General features: G+C 71.8%; 16 protein-coding genes. 7 read left to right on the top strand and 9 right to left on the bottom strand.

The features are described 5' to 3' along the window. Positions 1–170 precede the first annotated feature (170 nt). Together QUG98_RS03055 and QUG98_RS03050 are read right to left on the bottom strand one after the other, a co-directional pair. The gene (locus QUG98_RS03055) at positions 171–902 is read right to left on the bottom strand and encodes an SOS response-associated peptidase (RefSeq protein ID WP_289469148.1); all 732 of its coding nucleotides are present in this window, start codon (positions 900–902) and stop codon (positions 171–173) included. 48 nt (positions 903–950) lie between these two features. Continuing rightward, positions 951–1,619 carry a hypothetical protein gene (locus tag QUG98_RS03050; RefSeq protein WP_289469147.1) on the bottom strand — a complete coding sequence of 223 codons (669 nt, stop codon included), beginning with the start codon at positions 1,617–1,619 and terminating at the stop codon, positions 951–953. Between the two features lie 54 nt (positions 1,620–1,673). Here QUG98_RS03050 and QUG98_RS03045 point away from each other — a divergent pair, with 54 nt between their 5' ends. Beyond that, positions 1,674–2,057, top strand: coding sequence for a YchJ family protein (locus QUG98_RS03045; protein WP_289469146.1), 384 nt, complete (start codon positions 1,674–1,676; stop codon positions 2,055–2,057). A gap of 14 nt (positions 2,058–2,071) precedes the next feature. Here QUG98_RS03045 and QUG98_RS03040 read toward each other — a convergent pair whose 3' ends face one another. Continuing rightward, complete coding sequence (locus QUG98_RS03040) at positions 2,072–3,466, bottom strand: LCP family protein (protein WP_289469145.1); 1,395 nt, start codon at positions 3,464–3,466, stop codon at positions 2,072–2,074. Positions 3,467–3,634: 168 nt separating this feature from the next. Then, on the bottom strand, positions 3,635–4,501 hold the full coding sequence (locus QUG98_RS03035) for a shikimate dehydrogenase family protein (RefSeq protein WP_289469144.1): 867 nt from the start codon (positions 4,499–4,501) through the stop codon (positions 3,635–3,637). 58 nt (positions 4,502–4,559) lie between these two features. On the opposite strand from QUG98_RS03035, the gene QUG98_RS03030 reads away from it, so the two are divergent. Then, positions 4,560–5,576 carry an iron-siderophore ABC transporter substrate-binding protein gene (locus tag QUG98_RS03030; protein ID WP_289469143.1) on the top strand — a complete coding sequence of 339 codons (1,017 nt, stop codon included), beginning with the start codon at positions 4,560–4,562 and terminating at the stop codon, positions 5,574–5,576. Between the two features lie 311 nt (positions 5,577–5,887). On the opposite strand, the gene QUG98_RS03025 is transcribed toward QUG98_RS03030, so the two are convergent. After that, entirely contained in the window at positions 5,888–6,295 is a 408-nt protein-coding gene (locus tag QUG98_RS03025; protein ID WP_289469142.1) for a DUF1304 domain-containing protein, read from the bottom strand. A gap of 87 nt (positions 6,296–6,382) precedes the next feature. Here QUG98_RS03025 and QUG98_RS03020 point away from each other — a divergent pair, with 87 nt between their 5' ends. Genes QUG98_RS03020 through QUG98_RS03010 form a run of 3 tightly spaced genes read left to right on the top strand, consistent with a single transcriptional unit; the run spans position 6,383 to position 8,405 of the window. Then, complete coding sequence (locus tag QUG98_RS03020) at positions 6,383–6,703, top strand: chorismate mutase (protein WP_058729807.1); 321 nt, start codon at positions 6,383–6,385, stop codon at positions 6,701–6,703. Continuing rightward, positions 6,700–7,926: a lactonase family protein gene (locus QUG98_RS03015; RefSeq protein WP_289469141.1), complete on the top strand. Its 1,227-nt coding sequence runs from the start codon at positions 6,700–6,702 to the stop codon at positions 7,924–7,926. Before QUG98_RS03020 ends, QUG98_RS03015 begins: the two co-directional genes overlap by 4 nt. Further along, positions 7,923–8,405 (top strand): GNAT family N-acetyltransferase, encoded by a 483-nt coding sequence (locus QUG98_RS03010; RefSeq protein ID WP_353067819.1) that lies wholly within the window; start codon positions 7,923–7,925, stop codon positions 8,403–8,405. The genes QUG98_RS03015 and QUG98_RS03010 overlap by 4 nt, the downstream gene beginning before the upstream one ends. Before the next feature lie 12 nt (positions 8,406–8,417). On the opposite strand, the gene QUG98_RS03005 is transcribed toward QUG98_RS03010, so the two are convergent. The 4 genes from QUG98_RS03005 to purS all read right to left on the bottom strand — a co-directional run bounded on the left by QUG98_RS03005 (position 8,418) and on the right by purS (position 12,852). Further along, entirely contained in the window at positions 8,418–9,338 is a 921-nt protein-coding gene (locus QUG98_RS03005; protein ID WP_289469139.1) for a 2-hydroxyacid dehydrogenase, read from the bottom strand. 141 nt (positions 9,339–9,479) lie between these two features. Next, positions 9,480–11,861 (bottom strand): phosphoribosylformylglycinamidine synthase subunit PurL, encoded by a 2,382-nt coding sequence (gene purL, locus QUG98_RS03000; protein WP_289469138.1) that lies wholly within the window; start codon positions 11,859–11,861, stop codon positions 9,480–9,482. Positions 11,862–11,899: 38 nt separating this feature from the next. Continuing rightward, on the bottom strand, positions 11,900–12,595 hold the full coding sequence (gene purQ, locus QUG98_RS02995) for a phosphoribosylformylglycinamidine synthase subunit PurQ (protein WP_137768625.1): 696 nt from the start codon (positions 12,593–12,595) through the stop codon (positions 11,900–11,902). Positions 12,596–12,600: 5 nt separating this feature from the next. Beyond that, positions 12,601–12,852, bottom strand: coding sequence for a phosphoribosylformylglycinamidine synthase subunit PurS (gene purS / locus QUG98_RS02990; protein ID WP_066652126.1), 252 nt, complete (start codon positions 12,850–12,852; stop codon positions 12,601–12,603). A gap of 147 nt (positions 12,853–12,999) precedes the next feature. On the opposite strand from purS, the gene QUG98_RS02985 reads away from it, so the two are divergent. Beyond that, on the top strand, positions 13,000–13,608 hold the full coding sequence (locus tag QUG98_RS02985) for a PadR family transcriptional regulator (RefSeq protein ID WP_224442415.1): 609 nt from the start codon (positions 13,000–13,002) through the stop codon (positions 13,606–13,608). After that, positions 13,605–15,152 carry a DHA2 family efflux MFS transporter permease subunit gene (locus tag QUG98_RS02980; protein ID WP_289469137.1) on the top strand — a complete coding sequence of 516 codons (1,548 nt, stop codon included), beginning with the start codon at positions 13,605–13,607 and terminating at the stop codon, positions 15,150–15,152. Before QUG98_RS02985 ends, QUG98_RS02980 begins: the two co-directional genes overlap by 4 nt. Positions 15,153–15,298 lie beyond the last annotated feature (146 nt).

Genomic DNA, 15,298 nt, shown 5'->3' with positions numbered 1-15,298 from the left:
CGAACGGGACGGGAGGCCCGGACCACGTCAGCCGACAGGCGCACGTGATCCGGGCCTCCCGTCCGTCGTCCGTGGTCGCGACCCGACGTCGGGTCGCCGTGTCCTCGGGTCGCCCATTCGTCGGGTCGCAGTGTCCTCCGGTCAGGGGAGCGGTCCGTGGCGCGCAGCGCTCACCTGATCGGCTCGATGAGCTGCGGGCCGTCGTTGCGCACGCTGTTCACCGCGCGGGAGACCTCGTACTGCTCGAGCCCGGCCGCGACCGCGAGCGACTCGTGGTCGAGCAGCGCGAGCAGGTCGTCGGAGCCGAGGTCCCCGTCGAGCCAGTCGCCGTAGCCGTCCGGGGTGAGGAAGGCGGGCATCCGGTCGTGGACCTCACCGGGGGCGACGTGCGCGTCGCGGGTGATGATCGCGAGCGACAGCCGCCACTTCTCCGGGTCGTCCTCGGGCTTCATCGGATCCGGCCAGGCGCTCACGATGCCCGCCATCGCCAGCGCACCGCCGGGTTCGTGGACGAAGTGGGGTTCCTTGCCGTCCTCGCGGACGACCCACTCGTAGTAGCCGAGGGCGGGCACGATGCAGCGGTTCGTCGCGAACGCCCGCTTGAACATGCCGCTCGTCGCCACCGTCTCGATGCGGGCGTTGATCGGCTTCGGCCGCTGCTTCCGGAAGTCCTTCGCCCAGCTCGGCACGAAGCCCCAGCTGATCTGCGGGAGCTCGCGCTGCCCGTGGCGCTGCCGTACGGCGTACACGGGGTCGGTCGGTGCGACGTTCCAGCTCGGGGCGAGGCCGGCGTGCACCTCGCCCGTCTCCTCGTCGACGTGCTCGGTGCGCGCGGCGAGCTCACCCACGAGCTCGGGCAGCAGATCGGCCGTGGTGTCGGAAACGACGAACCTTCCACACATGCGCCCAGTGTGCCCGGCGCTGCCGACAGTGGTGCGAGGCCGCGGCGGTCACTCGTCCGGCAGGCGGACCGTCGACCCGTGCGGGTGCCGACGCCAGAGCGGACGGTGCTTCGGGGTCGGTGTAGCCGTGTCGAGCGCCGCGAGGCGGGCGCGTTCGGCGGTGCCGAGCTGCCGGACCATGTTCGGCAGCGTGAAGAGGTACACGAAGGGCCAGAGGACGACGAAGACCTCGACCTGCCCGGAGACGAGCGCCGCGAGCCCGCCGGAAGCCGCGCCCACCAGGAGTGGACCCAGCCGTGAGAGCCGTCGCACCAGGCCCTGTTGCAGCAGCGGGACGTCGTGCAGGACGTCCTCGCGGTCCTCGGGCGCGACAGGCTGCGCCCGCCGGCCGATGTAGGGCTGCACCGACCACCGGACGGACAGCTGCCGGTCGGGTCGGACCTGCCGGTCGTCGATGCCTCGTTCGGGCCTCGGCTCGCGAGCGGTCGGGAAGCACGAGTACGCGATCGCGAGGACACCGAGTGTGGCGAAGGTGACGGCGGCGATGGGCCGGAGGGGGCCCGGTCCGGCCCAGTCCCAGGTCAGCTCGGTCGCGACGAGCACCACGAGTGCGATCGCAGCGATCCCGGCGGCGATCCAGAGGGCACGGCGCACACGACCGCGGTCGAGGACGTCCCCGAGGCGCCCGCGCAACACCTGCCATCCGAGCCGGTACACGTGTTCCTTCTACCCGGCGATGCTGCGAGGATCGGTCGCTGCTACCGTGCCCGGGTGGACGACGAACAGCGCTGCCCCTGCTTGAGCGGCAACCCCTACGGCGAGTGCTGTGGGCCCCTGCACGCGGGCGCCGCGGCCCCGACCGCCGAACGGCTCATGCGCTCCCGGTTCACCGCGTTCACCCTCGGCCTGCCGGAGTACCTGCTGCTCACCTGGCACCCGCGCACCCGGCCGGACGAGCTGACGCTCGACCCGACGCAGCGCTGGACGCGGCTGGACATCGTGTCGACCCGGTCGGGAGGCCCGTTCGACTCCGCAGGGCAGGTCGCCTTCCGCGCGTGGTGGCGCACCGACGACGACCGCGGCACGCTCGAGGAGACGAGCGAATTCGTCCGCGAGCAGGGCAGGTGGTTCTACGTGGACGGCGTCGTCGCCTGACCGCCCGTCCCCGGTCAGTTGACGCAGGGGATCCCGCCGGAGGCGAGGGGCTGCGCGGCACTCGTCGTGGTCGTGGAGGGGGTCGTGCCGCCCGCGGTCGACGCGCCGACGCTCGTTCCGCCCGCGGTCGTCCTCCCAGCGCTGGTCCCGCTGGCGCCCGTCCCGCCGGTCGTCGTCCCACCGGTCGTCGTCCCGCCGCCAGCGGTCCCACCCGTGGTCGGCGTCGCCGAGGCGGTCGTGCCCGGGTGGTCGGACGCAGCGATCAGCGCTGCCGTGGTCGAGCGGATCTGCGCGAGGTCGACGATGTTCACGTCCTGCCCGTCCTCGACTCCGTACCGGACGATCGGGAGCGTCTGGAACGTGATGCCGCCGCCGGCGAACCGCTGCGCGTCCCCGGCGAAGGACAGCAGGTCGAACCCGGAGTCGAGCGCGATGTCCTGCTTCGCGGTGTCGATCAGGTGCTGCACGAGCGGGAAGTTCGTCAGCACGTCCTCGTGCCGGAGCTTGTACGCGAGCGCGACGATGAACGCCTGCTCGCGGCGCTCCCGGTCGAGATCGGTCAGCTCGACGCCCGAACCGCTCGTGTCGCGCCGCTGCCGGACGAACGACAGCGCCTGCGATGCGTCGAGCGACTGCAGCCCCTGGTGGAAGTCCGCACCGGAGTACGTGTCCGAGGTCGTCTCGTTCAGGCAGACCTGGATCGGTTGCACGGCCTGGGCGATGTCGTAGAAGGCCGCCATGGTGACCTCGATGAAGTGGTTGATCGGGACGCCGCCGAGGAACTGCGACACCGTGGTGATCTCCTCCTGCCGCGCGGCCGACCGGGCCTGCTGGTAGGCGTCGTCGTGCGTGACCCCGGGCTCCGTGTTGACGATGTGCCGCAGCGTCTGGTCGAGCTCGTAGCCGTACGCCTGCTTGATCTTCCCCGTGGCGTTGCCGTCCGGAGCGCCGGGGAGCGTCGTCCAGTCGTCGCGGGGGATCGAGATGCCGATCGCGGGTCCACCGCCTGCGGGGATGTGGATGAGCATGAGGACGTTCGTGTTGTACCCGCCGTCCGAGCCGTCCCCGGCGTGCAGCGCCTGGTAGGTCGCGGCCGGCAGCACGTTGCCGTCCTCGTCCCGACGGCTGTCGAGCCCCATCACCAGGATGTTCGATTCCCCCTGGGCCTGCGGCACCGCGCTGCTGCTCGATGATGCTCCGGCGACAGGCAGGTGGATGTCCGACCGGTGGATGCCGGTGTCCAGGTCGACGACGGTCCGCGCGACCGCGACCCCGCCGCCGACCAGCGCGAGGGCGGCGACCGCGGTGACGACGGTGAACGTCCGGCGGCGGAGGACCTGCGCGCGACTCGGACCGCGGCGGTGGGCGGCGCGGGCCGAGCGGGCCGCGGTGTTCGAGGGGTCGGTCACGAGATCTCCGGTGGGTCAGCCGTCAGCGCGGCGTCGGCGCGGCATCGTCGCGCCGACGCCGAGGGGCGGGGTGTCGGTGACCGTCATGGTGGCCACATCCCTCGGGGAGATCGGTGTGGTGCGGGGCCGGCGAGGTGCGGACTCGTTCAGGGGTGGGGCCAGGAGCGCTCAGCCCGTGATCGCGTCCGGCAGCCCCACGGACCGCCGCATCGCCCGCCGAACCTCGGCCTCGTCCGGCAGCAGCTCGGACTCGTCGCCGCTCACGAAGAACCGGATCTGCCCGATCGCCTGCTCCGTCAACATGTCGAGCCCGTTGAGCACCCGGCCCCCGGCGGCAGCCCATCGTCCGGCCGCCGCCGTCGGCCACGGCTCGTAGGCCACGTCGAACAGCACCGCGTCCGGCCCCGAGGGCACGAGCTCGAGCGAGTCCGCAGCACCACCGGGCAGGGTCGACACGAGGAACCCGTGCGTCGTGCCGGGCAGCGAGTCGATCGGCAGCACCTCGAGCGTCACCCCGAGCCGCACCGCCAGCTCCACCAGGGGCCCGGCCTTCGCGGTGTCGCGCAGGAAGAGCCGCACGTCGACGGCCCCGAGCCGCACCGCAGCCGCGATGGCGCTCGCCGCGGTCGCCCCTCCGCCCACGATGGTGGCCTCGCCCGGCAGGTGCCCCAGCGCCTCGACCGGACGCACGATGCCCTCGACGTCGGTGTTCGCGCCGGCCAGCACGACCCGGTCGCCCTCCTGCCGGAACGCGACGGTGTTCGCCACCCCGAGCTCGTCGACGAGCGGGGTCGTGCGGTCGAGCATCGGCAGCACGTCCCGCTTGAGCGGCATGGTCAGGCTGAGCCCGCGCCAGTCGGTACCCAGCCCCGCGACGAACGCGTCGAGCCCACCGGAGGCGACCTCGTGCCTCCCGTACGTGAACGGCAGCCCGAGCACGTCGTAGGCCGCCGCGTGCAGCGTGGGGGAGAGCGAGTGCGCGATGGGGGAGCCCAGCACGGCCAGCCGGGTCCGGTCGGGATCGGTGAACTCCACGTCCGGAGCCTAGCCGTTCCGCGTCCGCCGGAGCGGTTCTTAGGGTAGCCTTACCTGTGTGATCCGAACCTCCCCCTCAGCGCGCCGCGTCCGCCGCGTGCTCGCGGCCGCCGGCGCCGTCGTCGCCGCGTCCCTCGTCCTCGCCGGGTGCACCTCCGGCTCCTCGTCGCCCGCCGCGTCCGACGGCGCCTCGAGCTCGGGCGGCGCGTTCCCCGTCTCGATCCAGACCGCGCTCGGCACGACCGAGATCCCCTCGCAGCCGAAGCGCGTCGTCGCCCTCGGCTGGGGTGACGCGGAGACCGCGCTCGAGCTCGGCGTGCAGCCCGTCGGCGCGAGCGACTGGCTCGGCTTCGGCGGTGACGGTGTCGGCCCCTGGCTGAAGGACGCCTACACGAAGAAGCCGACGATCATCCAGACGCTCGAGCCGAGCTACGAGCAGATCCTGAAGCTCAAGCCGGACCTGATCCTCGACACGAAGAGCTCGGGTGACAAGGACCGCTACGCCAAGCTCTCCGCCATCGCGCCGACCGTGGCGATCCCGAAGGGCGGCGAGAACTACCTCACCACCACCGAGCAGCAGGTCGACCTCGTGTCGCGTGCGCTCGGCAAGGAGTCCGAGGGCAAGAAGCTGCTGACCGACCTCGACGACGCGTACGCCGCGGCGCGGAAGGCGCACCCCGAGTTCGACGGCAAGACCGCCGTCGTCGGCGCCTACACGGCGGACGGCTTCGGCGCGTACGCCTCGAAGGACAGCCGGTCCACCTTCATGCAGCAGCTCGGCTTCACCATCCCGAAGGCCATCGACCAGCAGGCCGGTGACGCCTTCTCGGTGAGCCTGTCCGAGGAGAACCTCGACCTGCTGAACGCCGACCTGACGGTCATCCTGCCGATCTTCGTCGACGCGTCGAAGGCCGAGTCCGACCCGCTGTTCCAGAAGGTCCCGTCGGTGCAGGAGGGCCACTCGATCGTCGTGGACGACGCCGATGTGTCGAACGCGTTCTCGCTCGGCACGACCGCCGCGATCGAGTGGGCGCTCGACCGCCTGCCGGACGAGTTCGCGAAGAAGGTCGGCTGACCGACCGCCACAGGGGGAGTCCGGCAGACGCCGGGTCGCGGTTCGCGACCCGGCGTCTGCTGCGTTCGCACGGGGTAGCGGTGACCGACCGTCGGCCGGGAGGCGCGGTGCGGGCCGGTACCGCGCCTCCCGTCCGGTGCCGGGTCCCGTTCCGCGCGTCGGGTGCCGTTCCGCGCGTAGGGGGCTGTTCCGCGCCTCGGGGGCTGGTCCGCGCGTAGGAGGCAGGTTCTTCCTGCTTCCGATGCGCGGATCGTCATCCCATTGCACGCGTGATGGGCTCGAACGCCGCGCTTCGGGAGGTTGTGGCGGGGCTACGCGGCGGTGAAGGTGGAGCCGATGAAGGCGAAGAGCAGGGTGATCAGCGGCAGCGAGCCCTGCACGAAGGCCGAGTTGAGGTAGCGGCGGCCGGTACCGGCCAGGACGACCGCGGCACCGAGCATGCTCGCCGTCGAGAACACCACGAGGGTCCAGCCGGTGGCACCGTTGCCGGCGAGGACCAGGACGACACCGAGGATCGCACCGATGGCGAGGAACAGGTTGTAGAAGCCCTGGTTGAAGGCGAGGGAGCGGGTGGCCTGCGCCTCGGACTCCGAGGCGATGCCGAACGCGCGGCGCACGCGAGGACTCGTCCACGCAACGGACTCGAGGAAGAAGATGTACACGTGCACGAGGCCCGCGAGGACCGCACACACGCCCGAGATCACGAGCAGGACCGACATGGCCTCCATTCTCGCAGCCCCGGAGCCGTGCTCGTGTCCGCCCGTCACGGAGCCCTCGCGGCGGAGTGTCGCCGGTAGGCTCGGGCCATGAGTGCCGACGAGTCCACGCCCGTCCACGACGATGCGGTCGCCGAGCTGGCGAGCATCCGGCAGAGCATCGACAACATCGACGCCGCCGTGATCCACATGCTCGCCGAGCGCTTCAAGTACACCCAGCGGGTCGGGTACCTGAAGGCCGGTGCGGGCATGCCGGCCGCCGACCCGGGTCGCGAGCAGGTGCAGGTCGCGCGGCTCCGACAGCTCGCCGCCGAGTCGCACCTCGACCCGGCGTTCGCGGAGAAGTTCCTGAACTTCATCGTCGCCGAGGTCATCCACCACCACGAGCGCATCGCCGGCGGCGAGCGGTGAGCGGGGACACGGCCGCGACGGCCGACGGGTTCCCGATCGATCTCGCCGACCTGCACCTGCTCGTCGGGTCGTACACCGCGACGGGCGGCGGGAACGCGACCGGCATCTCGGTCGTGCACGGATCGACGGCCACCACCGTCGCCGTCATGGACGACCCGTCGTTCCTCGCCCTGTCCGGCGACCGGGTCTACGCGGTGTCCGAGACGGCCGACGGCAGCGTCTCGGCCTTCCGGTACGCCGGCGGCTCGCTCGAGCACCGGTGGGACGCGGACGCCGGCGGTGACGCCCCCTGCCACGTGCGGGTCGACCCCTCCGGTGCGCTCGTCGTCACGAACTACGTCTCCGGCACCGTGACCGCCGTGTCGCTCGAGGCTGCGGAGTCCCATGCCGCATCGGTCACCGCGAGCGACGGCGTCGTCGGCGCGCACGGCAGCGGGGACCGGGTCGTCGTCCCCGAGTCGGCGGTCGTCACCGGCGTGCTGCCCGACGTCGAGGGTCCCGACGAGGACCGTCAGGAGGGGCCGCACGCGCACCAGTCGATCGCGACGCCCGACGGCACCGTGCTCGTGGCGGACCTCGGCGGTGATGCGCTCCACGAGTTCCGGGTGACGGCGGAGCCGGCGATCGACCTCGTCCGCGTGCACCACCTCGGACCCGGGGTCGGGCCGCGGCACATGGCCTGGCTCGGTGCCGGAGCCGGTGCCGGTGCGGGTGCGGGTGCCGGGGACGGTCTTGGTGCCGGTGCCGGTGCCGGTGCGGGTGCCGGGGACGGTCTGGGTGCCGGTGCCGGGGACGGGGCCGATCTCGTCGTCGCGGGGGAGCTCGACGGGCGCGTGTACCGCCTGCGTCGCGACGACTCCGGGACCCTGCGGCCGATCGCCTCGGCGCCGGTCTTCGAGGGTGAGGTCGGGGAGTCGCTCCTCAGCCACGTCGAGGTCGACCAGGCCGGACGCGTCGTCGTGGCCGTCCGCGGGCGGGACCTGATCGTGGTGCTCGACACCGCGGACGACGGGCTGACGGTCGTCGGGTCGACGTCGTGCGGCGGTGTCTGGCCGCGGCACTTCGCGCAGGTGCCCGGGTACCTGCTGGTGGCGAACCAGATGTCCGACGCGATCGCCGTGCTGCCCGTGGGGGACGACGGTGTACCGGGCGACGCCGTGGCCCAGATCGCCGTCGGGTCGCCCGCGTGCATCGTGCCGGTGCCGGAGGGCGCGCGGTCGTGACCGAGGCCGAGGCCGGGGCCGGGGCCGGCGCTGCGGCTGGGCCTGGGACGGGTGTGTCCGCGGTGCTCGCCGACGGGTACCGGCTGGTGGTCGGACCGCCGCCGCTCGAGGACTACCTGCGCCTGCGGCGGGACTCCGGCCTGTCGCCGAAGAACGCTGAGCAGGGCGCGGGGGCGATCGCCGGCAGCTGGTCCGCGGTGCACGTGGTCGACGGCCAGGACGTCCCCGTCGCGATGGGTCGTACGATCGGCGACGGCGGGTGGTACTTCCACATCGCGGACATCGCGACCGACCCGGACCATCAGCGCCGAGGGCTCGGCAGGGCCGTCGTCGAGTGGCTCGTGGCGGACATCCGGTCCCGTGCGCCCGAGGGGGCGTACATCACGCTCGTCGGGGATCCGCCCGGGCAGCGGCTCTACCGGTCACTCGGGTTCGAGGACGTCGCGCCGAGCCTGGGGATGGCGCTGCCGCTGCGCTGACGGAGCCGGGCGTCAGCCGTGGACGACGTTGGCGAACGGGTGACCGGCAGCCAGCGAGGACACCTGCCGCCGCACGAGCTCGAGGGTCCGCGGCACGCTGAGGTCCGTGTTCCCACCGACGTGCGGCGTCAGCACGGTGTTCCGGGTCGTCCAGAGCGGGTGCCCGGCGGGGAGCGGCTCCGGATCGGTCACGTCGAGCGCTGCCGACAGTCGGCCGCGCTCGAGCTCCGCGACGAGGGCGTCGGTGTCGACGACCCGCCCGCGTGCGACGTTCACCACGAGGGCGCCGTCGGGCAGTGCGGCGAGCAGGTCGGCGTCGACCAGGTGCTCGGTCTCGTCGGTGAGCGGGGTGATGAGCACGAGGACGTCCGTGTGGGCCGCGAGCTCCGGGAGATCCCCGAAGGCGTGGACGTGTCGACCGTCCTGCTCCCGCGCTGAGCGTGCCACGACGGTGACGTCGCACCGCATCGCCTCGAACCGGGTGGCGATCGCGGCCCCGATCGCGCCGTACCCGACGACCGTCACCCGACGATCGGCGAGGGAGCGGGTGGTGCGGACGTCCCACACCCCGGCCGTGCGGTCGGCCTGGAACGTGTGGATCTCGCGCAACGAGGTCAGCGCGAGCCCGACCGCGAGCTCGGCCGTCTCGTCGTCGTGGATGCCCCGGCCGTTCGCGACCTGGGCGTGCGCCGGAGCGTGCGGCAGCGCGTGCTCGTACCCGGCGCTCGGGAGCTGCAGGAGCCGGAGGTTCGGGAGGTCGTGCACGAACTGCCACCGGTGCCGGCCGGCGAAGTAGAACGGCAGCAGGGTGATCGCCACGTCGTCGGGTCGGTCGTAGGGGCCTTCGACGTCCCAGACGTCGAGCTCGACGCCGTCCGGCACCGGGCCGAACCGGTCGACGAGGTCCGCGAAGGGCAGGGTGACGATCGGCATGCGCGCGGGGTGCTCCTGAGGTGTCGTGACGGACCGACGGCGGTCAGCTCACGCTGACCGCCGTCGGCGGGTGTTGTCGGCTTCCGGTTGCCCGCTCTCGGCGGTCGGCCGGCAGCGGGTGTCAGCCGTCTGCTGGCGGTGTCAGCTGTCGGTGCGCGGCGAGAACGAGCCGTGGTCGTCGAGCGGCCCGCGCCCGACGTAGCCCTCGGTGACGTCCTCGACGATGACGTCACCGAACCGCGCCGGCAGCGTCGCGTCGTGCGTACCGCGCAGCTCGTCGATCGACGCCTCGAACGCGCCCTGCACCTCGAGCGTGCCGGACGCGGCGTCCGTCACACCGATGCGCAGCACCGGGAAGCCCCGGCCCTCGCAGAGCCCGCGGAACCGTACGTCGTCCTCGCGGCGGACGGTGACGATGACGCGACCCGTCGACTCGGAGAACAGCGCGGTTGCCGTGTCGACACCGTCACGCTCCTCGAGCTCGTCGAGCACCACACGCACGCCGATGCCGAAGCGCAGCACCGACTCGGCGAGGGACTGGCCGAGGCCGCCGTCCGCCAGGTCGTGGGCGCTCGTCAGCAGCTGTTCGCCGGAGGCCGCGTACAGCAGGTCCGCAAGGGCCTTCTCCTGCGCGAGGTCCACCGCCGGCGGACGACCGCCGAGGTGCCCGTGCACGGTGCCGGCCCACGCCGAGCCGTCGAGCTCGAGGCTCGTCGTGCCGAGCAGGTAGACGTTGTGACCGTCGTCCTGCCAGCCCGAGGGCACGCGCAGGGCGACGTCGTCGATGATGCCGAGCACGCCGACGACGGGGGTCGGGTGGATCGGCGTCGTGCCCGTCTGGTTGTAGAACGACACGTTGCCGCCGGTGACCGGGATGCCGAGTTCCATGCAGCCGTCCGCCAGGCCCTCGACGGCCTCGGAGAACTGCCACATGACCTCGGGGTTCTCCGGCGAGCCGAAGTTCAGGCAGTCGGTGACCGCTGCGGGGACGGCGCCGGTGACGGCGACGTTCCGGTACGCCTCGGCCAGCGCCAGGCGTGCGCCCTGCTTCGGGTCGAGCTGGCAGTAGTGGCCGTTCGCGTCGGTCGCGACGGTGACGCCGAGGCCGGTCTCCTCGTCGACGCGGATCATGCCGCCGTCGTCGGGGAAGGAGAGCGCGGTGTTGCCGAGCACGTAGGTGTCGTACTGGTTCGTGACCCAGTTCTTCGACGCCAGGTTCGGCGACCCGAGGAGCTGCAGGAACTGCGCCTTGAGCGCCGGACCGTCGGCCGGACGCTCGAGCGAGGCGGCGGTGTCGGCCTGCAGCGCGTCGATCCAGGACGGGTAGGCGACCGGGCGGTCGTACACCGGACCGTCGACGGCGACCGTGCGCGGGTCGACGTTCACGATCTCCTGGCCCTGCCAGTCGATGACGAGCCGACCGGTGCCGGTGACCTCGCCCAGGACGCTGGTCTCGACCTCCCACTTGCCGACGACCGCGAGGAACTCGTCGAGCTTCTCGGGGCGGACGACCGCCATCATGCGCTCCTGGCTCTCGGACATGAGGATCTCCTCTGCCGTGAGCGTGGGGTCGCGCAGCAGGACGTCGTCGAGCGAGATGTGCATGCCACCGTCGCCGTTCGACGCCAGCTCGCTCGTCGCGCACGAGATGCCCGCGGCGCCGAGGTCCTGGATGCCCTCGACCAGCTCCTTCTGGAAGAGCTCGAGGCAGCACTCGATGAGGACCTTCTCGGCGAACGGGTCGCCGACCTGGACCGCCGGCCGCTTGGTCGGGCCGCCCTCGGTGAAGGTGTCCGATGCCAGGATCGACGCACCGCCGATGCCGTCACCGCCGGTGCGGGCGCCGAAGAGCACGACCTTGTTGCCGGCACCGGACGCGTTCGCCAGGTGCAGGTCCTCGTGTCGCAGGACGCCGACCGCGAGCGCGTTGACGAGCGGGTTCCCCTGGTACACCGGGTCGAAGTAGGTCTCGCCGCCGATGTTCGGCAGGCCGAGGCAGTTGCCGTAGAACGAGATGCCGCCGACCACGCCGTGCACGACGCGCGCCGTGTCCTCGTGGTCGATCGCGCCGAAGCGGAGCTGGTCCATCACGGCGACCGGGCGTGCACCCATCGAGATGATGTCGCGGACGATGCCGCCCACGCCGGTCGCGGCGCCCTGGTACGGCTCGACGTACGACGGGTGGTTGTGCGACTCGACCTTGAAGGTCACCGCCCAGCCGTTGCCCACGTCGACGACACCGGCGTTCTCGCCCATGCCGACCATCAGGTTCTTCGTCATCTCCGGCGTGACCTTCTTGCCGAACTGACGGAGGTAGTTCTTGCTCGACTTGTACGAGCAGTGCTCCGACCACATCACGGAGTACATCGCGAGCTCGCCCGAGGTGGGGCGGCGCCCGAGGATCTCGCGGATCTTCGCGTACTCGTCGGCCTTGAGCCCGAGTGCCTCGTACGGCTGCTCCTTGTCGGGCGTCGCGGCGGCGTCCTGGACGGTGTCGGGCTTCGGGCGGACGTTGTTCGTCACGGTGGTGTCGTTCCCTGTCACTGGAGTCGGCGTCGTCGTCACTTGACGAGCGTCGACTCGATCACGGAGGTGAAGAAGGTGAGGCCGTCCGTGCCGGAGGCCATCGCCGCGGGGGTGTCCGGGCCGAACCCGGGCTCCGTCGCGTGCTCGGGGTGCGGCATGAGCCCGACGACGTTGCCGCGCTCGTTCGAGACGCCGGCGATGTCGTCGATCGACCCGTTCGGGTTCACGCCGACGTAGCGGAACACGACCTGTCCGTTGTCCTCGATGCGCTTGATCTCGTCGGCGTCGGCGACGAACCGGCCGTCCGCGTTCTTCAGCGGGATCGTGATCTCCTGCCCGGCGCTGAACCCGGAGGTCCACGCGGTACCGGTGGTCTCGACCCGCAGCTTCTGGTCGCGCCGGATGAACTGCTGGTGCGCGTTGCGGGTGTGCGCGCCGGGGACGAGCCGTGCTTCGGCGAGCATCTGGAAGCCGTTGCAGATGCCGAGGACGGGCATGCCCTTGCCGGCGGCGTCGATGACCTCGGCCATGATCGGGGCCTTCGCCGCGATGGCGCCGGCACGCAGGTAGTCGCCGTACGAGAACCCGCCGGGGAGCACGATCGCGTCGACCCCCTGCAGGTCGTGGTCGCCGTGCCAGAGTGCGACGGGGTCGGCTCCGGCCAGGCGCACCGCACGCTGGGCGTCGCGGTCGTCGAGCGAGCCCGGGAACGTGATGACGCCGATGCGCATGCGCGTCACGCGTCCTGCACGGTGACGGAGACGACGTCCTCGATCACGGCGTTCGAGAAGACGTCCGCCGCGATGTCGCGGACCTCGGCCAGCTTCGCGTCGTCGACCGGGCCGTCGACGGCGATCTCGAAGCGCTTGCCGATGCGGACGTCGGTCAGGTCGGCCTTGCCGAGACGGGCGAGGGCGTTGCCCACCGCCTTGCCCTGGGGGTCGAGGATCTCTGCCTTGGGCATGACCTCGACGACGATGGTTGGCACGTGTTCACTCCAGCGCTTGGGTGGGTTGGGTGGGACGGCACCAGTCTACGGGCCGCGCGCGGCGCACCGAGCCCGCTTGTGGACAAGTCGTCGAAGGCGTATGTTCCAAGTCGAATAGTCGCACGCGAACATGGTCTGGAGGCACCGATGGCGTCGCTCACGCCCCTCGCGTTCGCCGCGCTCGGCCTGCTCGCCGAGGCGCCGATGCACCCGTACGAGATGTTCCAGACGATGCTCCACCGGCACGAGGACCAGAACGTGAAGGTCCGGCCGAGCACGCTGTACCACCAGATCGGACGGCTCGTCGACCTCGGGTACGCCGAGGCCCTCGGGACCGCGCGCGAGGGCAACCGTCCCGAGCGCACCACCTACGCCATCACCGACCACGGCCGTGCGGAGCTCGACGCCGGGCTCCGCCGCATGATCGCCGAGCCCGCCGACGAGTACCCCGAGTTCCAGCTCGCGGTCTCCCACGTCGACAACCTGACCGCGACCGACGCGGTGACCGCGTTGCGCGCCCGCGCCGAGGCGCTCCGTGCGGAACGCGCGGGGTACGACGAGGCCGCCACGGGCCTCCAGGCCAAGCAGCTCGCCGAGCGCTACTGGCTGGACGTGTCGTACGTCCGTGGCATGCTCACCGCGCAGATCGAGTGGCTGACCGCCACCGCCGACCGGATCGCGAGCGGCGACATCCCCTGGGACGGCCCCGCCGTCCCCGACCCAGCACCACAGAAGGACCAGGACACCACTCGATGACCTCCACCACGTCCGCCGACCTGCAGCACGGGAAGAAGCCGTGGCCCGCGCTCTGGGCACTCGTCGTCGGCTTCTTCATGATCCTCGTCGACTCGACCATCGTGTCGGTCGCGACGCCCACGATCGCGCAGGCGCTCGACGCCGACATCAACGCCGTGATCTGGGTCACCAGCGCGTACCTGCTCGCCTACGCGGTGCCGCTGCTCATCACCGGACGGCTCGGTGACCGCTTCGGCCCGAAGGTGCTGTACCAGACGGGTCTCGTGGTGTTCACCCTCGCGAGCCTGTGGTGCGGCCTGGCCGGGTCGATCGAGGTGCTCATCGTCGCCCGCGTCGTGCAGGGCCTCGGTGCCGCGATGATGACGCCGCAGACGATGGCGGTCATCACGCGCATCTTCCCGCCGCAGAACCGCGGCGCCGCGATGGGGCTCTGGGGTGCCGTCGCCGGTGTCGCCTCGCTCGTCGGGCCGATCGTCGGCGGGCTGCTCGTCGACGGCTTCGGCTGGGAGTGGATCTTCTTCGTGAACGTCCCCGTCGGTGTCGTCGCGTTCGTGCTCGCGCAGCGCTTCGTCCCCCGCTTCGAGCGGCACGGACACCGCTTCGACTACCTGGGCATCGTGCTCAGCGCAGTCGGCATGTTCCTGCTCGTCTTCGGCATCCAGGAGGGCGAGACCTACGACTGGGGCACCATCACGGGCCCGATCTCGGTCTGGTCGCTGATCATCACCGGCATCGTGGTGCTCGCCGCGTTCGTGGTGTGGCAGGGCGTGCAGAAGGGCGAGCCGCTGCTGCCGCTCGGCCTGTTCAAGGACCGCAACTTCACGCTCGCGAACATCGCCATCACGGCGGTCGGCGTGGCGATCTCGTCGTTCGCGCTGCCGATCATGCTCTGGGCGCAGGACGTGCTGCGCTTCTCGCCGACCCAGGCCGCGCTGCTGCTCGTGCCGCAGGCCGTCCTGTCCGCCGCGCTCGCGCCGCTCGTGGGCAAGAACCTCAACAAGTGGAACCCGCGCTGGGTCGGCTCGTTCGGCCTCGCGTGCTTCTCCGGCGGGCTGTTCTGGTTCGGCGCACTGCTCTGGTCGGGCGCCGGCTGGGGCTGGACCCTGCTGCCGAGTGCGCTGCTCGGGCTCGCGAACGCCTGCATGTGGGGCCCGCTCTCGGTGTCGGCGACGCGCAACCTGCCGCCGGCGCTCGCGGGTGCCGGGTCGGGCGTCTACAACACCACGCGGCAGATCGGTGCGGTGCTCGGTTCCGCCGGCATCGCGGCGCTGATCGAGGCGCGCATCACGGCGAACTTCCCGTCCGGTGCCGGCACCGGCTCGGGTGGCGGTGCGGAGCAGCAGGTCGGGGCACTGCCCGAGTTCCTGCAGCAGCCGTTCGCCACGGCGATGGGGCAGTCGCTCGTGCTGCCGGCCGTGGTGCTCGTGGCGGCCATCGTCGCGGCACTGTTCCTGGCGAAGCCGAAGCAGACGACGGCGTGGAAGCAGACCGGCGCGGTCGAGACGCAGCCGGGCGCAGCGGAGCCCGAGGCCGCCGCGCGCTGAGGCCGGGCTGCTGACGCTGCGGCGCTGCCGTGGCCGTCGCCACGTCCTCGGTGCGCCGCTGGCGTGGTGTCATGCTGCAGGACGACGAAGCCGCTGTCGTACGACAGCGGCTTCGTCGTTCTCGTCGCGGCTCGGGGAAGGAGGGT

Source organism: Curtobacterium subtropicum (genome assembly GCF_030362975.1).
GTDB classification, from domain to species: domain Bacteria; phylum Actinomycetota; class Actinomycetes; order Actinomycetales; family Microbacteriaceae; genus Curtobacterium; species Curtobacterium subtropicum.
Note: the sequence above shows the minus strand (reverse complement) of the source record. Positions and strands in the feature narration are given on the sequence as shown.

Coding starts and splice junctions, on each gene's coding strand:
- QUG98_RS03005 (WP_289469139.1), bottom strand. CDS start 9,338: ATGCCGATCGTCACCCTGCCCTTCGCGGACCTCGTCGACCGGTTCGGC.
- purQ (WP_137768625.1), bottom strand. CDS start 12,595: ATGCGCATCGGCGTCATCACGTTCCCGGGCTCGCTCGACGACCGCGAC.
- QUG98_RS03025 (WP_289469142.1), bottom strand. CDS start 6,295: ATGTCGGTCCTGCTCGTGATCTCGGGCGTGTGTGCGGTCCTCGCGGGC.
- QUG98_RS02980 (WP_289469137.1), top strand. CDS start 13,605: ATGACCTCCACCACGTCCGCCGACCTGCAGCACGGGAAGAAGCCGTGG.
- QUG98_RS03055 (WP_289469148.1), bottom strand. CDS start 902: ATGTGTGGAAGGTTCGTCGTTTCCGACACCACGGCCGATCTGCTGCCC.
- QUG98_RS02985 (WP_224442415.1), top strand. CDS start 13,000: ATGGCGTCGCTCACGCCCCTCGCGTTCGCCGCGCTCGGCCTGCTCGCC.
- QUG98_RS03020 (WP_058729807.1), top strand. CDS start 6,383: ATGAGTGCCGACGAGTCCACGCCCGTCCACGACGATGCGGTCGCCGAG.